Genomic DNA, 4,266 nt, shown 5'->3' on the forward strand with positions numbered 1-4,266 from the left:
CTGTGATCCATGCTCACAGCTGACCCTCGATTTGCTCGTTTGTCAATCGGCCGGCAATGGCGTTTTCTGCGTCCATGGCACCAAAACACGAGGGTACGGCAATGAGTGCTTACACCGGCACGTTGAATGAGACACAGCGCATGGACGGCACCGCGGCCGTCGCGGTGGCGCTTACGGTGCTTGGCTGGGCTTCGGCGTTCCCGGCGATCCGCGCCGGCCTTACCTCCTTCCAGCCGCTGGAGCTCGGCGCGCTGCGCTTTGCCATCGCTGCGGTCCCGGCCGCCATATTTCTCGCGGTGAAGCGCCCGGCGCTGCCCAGGATCGGCGAGCTGTGGCGCTTCGCCTTTGGCGGCGCCATCTTCGTCGCGCTCTACACCGCCATGCTCAATTTCGGCGAGCTCACGGTCTCGGCGGGTGCGGCCGGCTTCATCATCAATGTCAGCCCGATCTTCACCGCAATCATGGCCATGGCCCTGCTCGGCGAGCGGTTCTCAGGCATCGCCTGGCTGGGCACGGTCATTTCCTTCGCTGGCATCGGCATCATCGCGGTGGCCGACGGACATGGCCTGCATTTCAATACCGGCGCGCTGCTGGTGCTGGGCTCGGCGCTTTGCTCGGCCGTCAACACGATCGTCCAGAAGCCGCTCTTTGCCCGCCATCATCCGCTGACGATATCCGCCTCCAACATGGTGCTCGGCGCGCTCTGCCTGTCGCCATTCCTGACGGAAGCGTTTTCGCAGGCGGCGGTCGCCGACACTGCCGGTCTCGGCGCCGTCATCTATCTCGGCATTGTGCCCTCGTTGATCGCCTATGCGGCCTGGGCGACCGCGCTGTCGCGCCTGCCTGCCGCCCGCGCCTCGAACTTCCTCTATCTGGTCTCGCCGACCTCCGCTTTGATCGGCTTCTTCTGGCTGGGCGAAGTGCCGTCGCTGCTCGGCATCCTCGGCGGCGCGCTGGCTCTGGGCGGCGTGATCGTGGTGAATTTGAAGCGGTAAATCAAAAGGTTGAAGTCATTTCCTGACTCAAGAAAAGAGCCGCTTCGAGCGGCTCTTTTCTTGCCCCCTCATCCGGCCGCTTCGCGGCCACCTTCTCCCCATGGGAGAAGAGATTGGCGCCGGCGCCGACAATCTCCTCTCCCCACCGGGGAGAGGTCAGCCGAGCGCAGCGGAGGCTGGGTGAGGGGCCGTGGCGCACTCACCGCCTTCCAAACAGCCGTTCGATATCGGCCAGCTTGAGCTCGATATAGGTCGGTCGGCCGTGGTTGCAGGTGCCGGAGCCGGGCGTCGCCTCCATCTGGCGCAGCAGCGCGTTCATTTCCTCGGCCTTGAGCAGCCGGCCCGAGCGGACGGAACCATGGCAGGCCATGGTCGCGGCGATCTTGTCCAGCCGTTCCTTCAGCGTCTCGACGGTGTCGTTGTCGGCGATCTCGTCGGCAAGGTCGCGCACCAGCTGCTGCACATTGGTCTCGCCCAGCATCGAAGGCGTCTCGCGCACCGCCACCGCGCCGGGGCCGAAGCGCTCCAGGCCGAGGCCGAATTTGGCCAGCGTCTCGGAGTGCATCGCCAGCCGCTCGGCGTCTTCCTCCGGCAGATCGACGATCTCGGGCAAAAGCAGCATCTGCGACGGGACAGCGCGCGAATGCAGGGCGTTCTTCAGCGCCTCATAGACCAGCCGCTCATGCGCGGCATGCTGGTCGACGATGACGAGCGAATCCCTGGTCTGCGCGACGATATAATTCTCATGCACCTGCGCGCGCGCCGCGCCCAGCACCATGCCGAGCAGCGCCTCGGCCGGCTCGGCGACGCCGGCGCGGGCATCGGCGCTGGCGAGCGGGCCGGTGTCGAACGCCGCCTGGTCGTTCTCCGCAAAGCCATTGCGCTGATGCCCCGCCTCGCCATAGCCCATATCGAGCGGCCGCTGCGCCGAACGCAACGGGTCGAAGCCTCCGGAGTTGGAGGCGTGATAGGCGGCCTCGTAGCTGCGATGGCCGCCCGCCGGGCCGGGGTGGGAATAGGCTGCGGCCCCAGGCCGAAATGCCGCCATCATGCCGGCGGCGCCTGTCGTCGCCGCGCGGATGCCGGCGCCGGCCAGCGCGTCGCGGATGGCGCCGACGATCAGCCCGCGCACCAGTCCCGGATCGCGGAAGCGTACATCGGCCTTGGCCGGATGGACATTGACGTCGACCGTCGAGGGATCGAGCGACAGGAAGAGCACCGTCACCGCGTGCCGGTCGCGCGGCAGCACATCGGCGAAGGCGCCGCGGATCGCGCCGGCGATCAGCTTGTCGCGCACCGGACGTCCGTTGACATAGGCATATTGCTGCAGCGCGTTGGCGCGCGTGTAGGACGGGATCGAGACATGGCCGGCCAGATGCACGCCGTCACGCATGGCATCGATGGCAATGGCATTGTCCGGGAAATCCTTGCCCATCACCTGCGCCACGCGGGCGAGCTGGCCTTCCGGCGTGTCGCTCGTCGCCGGCAGTTCTAAGGTCGAGCGGTCTGAACCGGCCAGCGTGAAGCGCACGGCCGGGAAAGCGATCGCGATGCGCTTCACCACGTCGCTGGTGGCCGAGCTTTCAGCGCGTTCGCCCTTCATGAATTTCAGCCTGGCCGGCGTCGCGAAGAAGAGGTCGCGCACCTCGACCGTGGTGCCGCGGTTGGCCGCCGCCGGCTTCACCGGTAAGACGCGCCCGCCGTCGATCCCGATCTCGGCCGCGCTCTCGCCTGACGCCGTGCGCGAACGGATCGACAGTCGCGCCACCGAGCCGATCGAGGGCAGCGCCTCGCCGCGAAAGCCCAGCGAGCGGATGTCGTGGATGTCATTGGAAAGCTTCGAGGTGCAGTGGCGGGCAATGGCCAGCGCGAGTTCCTGTTCGGGGATACCCGAGCCGTCATCGGTGACGCGGATCAGGTTCAGCCCGCCGCCGGCGGTGACGATCTCCACGCGCGACGCGCCAGCGTCGAGCGCATTCTCGACCAGCTCCTTCACCACGCTCGCCGGACGCTCGATGACCTCGCCGGCGGCGATCTGGTTGATCATCGTTTCGGAAAGCTGACGGATGGGCATCCGGTGATTATAGGCGGATTCGAGTGCGCTGCGGATAGGCCAATTGCATCAAACCGCCGCCGTCACCCAAATCAGCCAGGAGTAACCACCTGCCGCAGATCCACGCCATCCGGCAGCCGAACGTTCCGGGTCAGCTTTGCGATATCCTTCCACCCCTTCTTTCCCAGGATCTGAACCTTTTGAGCTAGAAGCTGTGTCTTGCAGTGCTCACAGCCGAGAAGATCAGATCCTACCAAGACCGTGCCCAAAGCGGGTTTGCGGACTTTCGGGTTGCCTTTCATCAAATCCGCGAAGGGCCTGCTGTCGACAGGGTGCTGAAAAAGTGTGTCGTAATATTTCGCGAACTGCCCATGGTCTGGAAACATCTGGCCGGTTTTGGTTATTTTCCTGAGGTATCGACTGCATTTCCAGCACGTCGGATAGGTTTGCAGCATGAAAAAGACGAAAAATCCTCCCAGGATGAAGCCTATGAAATCGATCACTGCTAACCAGTAGCCAAAGTCGCCAACCTCGCCACTGTCGATATGGCCGCCATGTCCAGCCTTGAGATGCATCGACCTTAGATAGGTATCGAGATAATCCCAAAAACCAATGGCGTCAGAAGCCATAGTGCCGTCGTCCAGGACCAATGAGCGATATTCGCCATAGTAGATGACCAATTGCGCCGCAGCTGTCACAATGAGAATTTGGACGAGAAGAAACCATGTGGGTCGGGTGTGAAAAAACAGGCTGCCAAAATAATAGCCCGAGGCTGCAGCCACCCCGGTCAACACTGCTCCAGCCGGAATGACCACCCAGAAACTGAACGAGAAAACGTTGAAGCCTGTTAGGTTGTTGACGACTATTACTGCCAGAACAACCATCACAAACGTGATTAGACCAGACACAGCCACGCCGAAATTGCCGCTAAGTTTCGCGATCATCATTATCCCCCCCAAAATCCGGTACGCAGTTAGTACACCTGGAACGCCTACCAGTGATAGAGGGAACTTTCGGATACAATCAGTTTTCACGCCTGCGCCACCAGCCAGTCCCTGACCTTGCGCGCATTGTCGCTGAGATCGCGGTTCTTCGGCCAGATGACGTGGAAGCCGATGCCGGTCCGCATCACGTGATCGGTCACCGGCACCAGCAGCCCGGATGCCACAAGACGTTCGACCAGGTGCCGCCAGCCGAGCGAGATGCCTTGCCCTTCCA

4 protein-coding genes are annotated in these 4,266 nt (G+C 63.2%); 1 reads left to right on the forward strand and 3 read right to left on the reverse strand.

The window, feature by feature from the left end; translation table 11 throughout:
* Nucleotides 1-101 precede the first annotated feature (101 nt).
* Complete coding sequence (locus tag EOA27_RS24845) at nucleotides 102-995, forward strand: DMT family transporter (RefSeq protein ID WP_126083123.1); 894 nt, start codon at nucleotides 102-104, stop codon at nucleotides 993-995.
* Nucleotides 996-1,194: 199 nt separating this feature from the next.
* Here the strand turns inward: EOA27_RS24845 and mutL are convergent, their stop codons facing one another.
* From mutL to EOA27_RS24860, 3 genes are all read right to left on the reverse strand, one after another.
* Nucleotides 1,195-3,069, reverse strand: a complete 1,875-nt coding sequence (mutL, locus tag EOA27_RS24850; RefSeq protein WP_126083122.1) for a DNA mismatch repair endonuclease MutL — start codon at nucleotides 3,067-3,069, stop codon at nucleotides 1,195-1,197.
* Nucleotides 3,070-3,140: 71 nt separating this feature from the next.
* Entirely contained in the window at nucleotides 3,141-3,995 is an 855-nt protein-coding gene (locus EOA27_RS24855) for a hypothetical protein (protein WP_127257492.1), read from the reverse strand.
* An 83-nt stretch (nucleotides 3,996-4,078) separates the two neighbouring features.
* Nucleotides 4,079-4,266: LysR substrate-binding domain-containing protein (locus tag EOA27_RS24860; protein ID WP_348639872.1), on the reverse strand; the 188-nt coding region annotated here is incomplete at its 5' end.

Origin of the sequence: Mesorhizobium sp. M2A.F.Ca.ET.037.01.1.1 (assembly GCF_003998075.1) — a bacterium.
Taxonomy (GTDB): Bacteria; Pseudomonadota; Alphaproteobacteria; order Rhizobiales; family Rhizobiaceae; genus Mesorhizobium.